Origin of the sequence: Leptospira selangorensis, from assembly GCF_004769405.1 — a bacterium.
Lineage (GTDB): Bacteria > Spirochaetota > Leptospiria > Leptospirales > Leptospiraceae > Leptospira_B > Leptospira_B selangorensis.
Genome location: NZ_RQES01000013.1, coordinates 1 through 1900 on the forward strand (window position 1 = coordinate 1; position 1900 = coordinate 1900).

The window sequence follows — 1900 nt, forward strand, 5'->3', positions numbered from 1 at the left end:
CGGATCGTCTATCGCCTGGCTATAATTTGTGGAGATGGAGAATAGATCGCTTCCCTCAGGAGCAGGAGCCGACCCGGGAGAAGGAAAACTAGTCCCAGGAGGCAAATCCCCACAAAATGTATGCTTGCAAATCCGATCCAGTAACCCCGGTCCCTTCCAACAGTTTGCGAAGGAAAAAAGACCGACGATACAAAGGATCGCGGATACCCTAAGCTTCATAACGAAATCCTTATGGAGCTTAGAAATTGATCTGCGCTTTCAGAGTGTAATCTCTCTCTATGAGTGGAGCCACAAAGAAGTTGTTCAAACCGTATTGAAGCGCACCAGGATTCATGATATCTAAAGAGTAACCTCGGATATTCTGCTGGGAGGAATCAGTTGCCCACCAAACCACGAATCCGGTAGCATCCTTGACCGCAATCTTAGGTCCTGTCTGGTTTCCGAAATTCGTAGTGCTCACAAAGAATTCTCCGGATCCCTTTGTAACCAAAGCTGGCGCGACAGTGGCCGCCCTTCCTCGAATAGTACGTTTCGAAGATTCCTCATGTTCCCAGAGAGCGATGATATTTGTTCCTGAAAGATAAATTCCTCCCGGTTTCCTGCTCTTAGCTGATTTAGAAGTATCCAATTGAAGAGTTGTGGTATATTCCAAAAGCCCATCCGAAAGGTCGACGACTCGCAGATAGATTCCCGTATTCTGAGTGGAGCTAAAAGTAAGTAGCCCGTAGCCCGCCATTGCATTTGTAGAAATCGCACTTGTATTTCCTGCAATACCGAAAGCATTCGGCCCCATAGAAGTATTCGTTGTCAAATCATAGACTCGAGCGACCGCAGTTGTGTCTGTCCTTCGCCATACAACAAATGCCTTCCCGCCGACAGCGTTCACAGAGACGGAAGTTACAACTGCTGCTCCAGTAGTCCCAGACAAACTGACTGGGCCAGCTTGTCTGGTTCCAGTTGCAAAATCATATGTATAGCCACTCACTATATTCGAATTGATACCGTAGCCTACAGCTATAAGTGCAGTGTTCCCTCCATCGCTGTCTGCACCAAGCACACAATTCATTCCAACTCCACTCACAAGAGCTACGCCAAATCCGGTTCCGGATGTACCGGCCGCATCTCCTTGGAAATTTCGGCCTGCGACAGTATGGGTTGTGGTAGTCGTAAATAATGAGGTAGAGGTAGTAACAACTGACCAAACCGCGATGGCCTTTCCGCCTCCTCCCATAGCAAGAGCTAAACCTCCCGAAGTATTCGGACGTGTTGCTACTTTGATTTCAGATCCAATAGCAGGGAAATTGGCAGCTGTCAGATCTCTAAATGCAATGTATATATCCGCACCATTCTCCCAAAGTATGGAGGCCTTACCCGAGTCTGTTTTGACTACGAATTTGCCAGTTGCATTTGCGGTATTAAGTTTCACTTGGGCTCCGCCAGTCAAAACAGTACCTGTGGAGATCTGTATGAACTTACCCTGGAGAGTATTATCCTGTCTCCATACGGTAAAGGCCACGTCTCCGTAAGTAACTGTTTGTGGTTCGGACAGAGTGGTAACAGAAACGTTCTCGTTCACAACGAAGTCGTTTGTGCTAGACTCCAGACGATAACTACGGTTCGTACTGGTTGCCGTTAGACGGAATAGACCATTAGCAAGGAAAGAGTCAAAGGCTCCTCCGTCTGTTCCGGAGTTCCAAGCTCCCACTCCGTAATTATAATTCCCCATCCAGTTGATGGCGTTCATATCTGCAGTAAAACCTAAACAATTTAGAGGATGGAAAGGGATCGTAGTACAGTTTATAGGAGTGGTCACAAGAAGTGGCAAACCCAAAGCTGTAGTATAATTCGTAGAAGTAACGTTAGCGTTATTCAGAGTATTCCAATCCGTATAGAAAGCGTT

At 46.8% G+C, this 1900-nt stretch carries 2 pseudogenes; both read right to left on the reverse strand.

What is annotated here, in order from left to right:
• A pseudogene (locus EHO58_RS19665) lies at positions 1 to 219 on the reverse strand (hypothetical protein); the annotation flags it as partial.
• Positions 220 to 238: 19 nt separating this feature from the next.
• A pseudogene (locus EHO58_RS19565) lies at positions 239 to 1900 on the reverse strand (LIC12048 family lipoprotein); the annotation flags it as partial.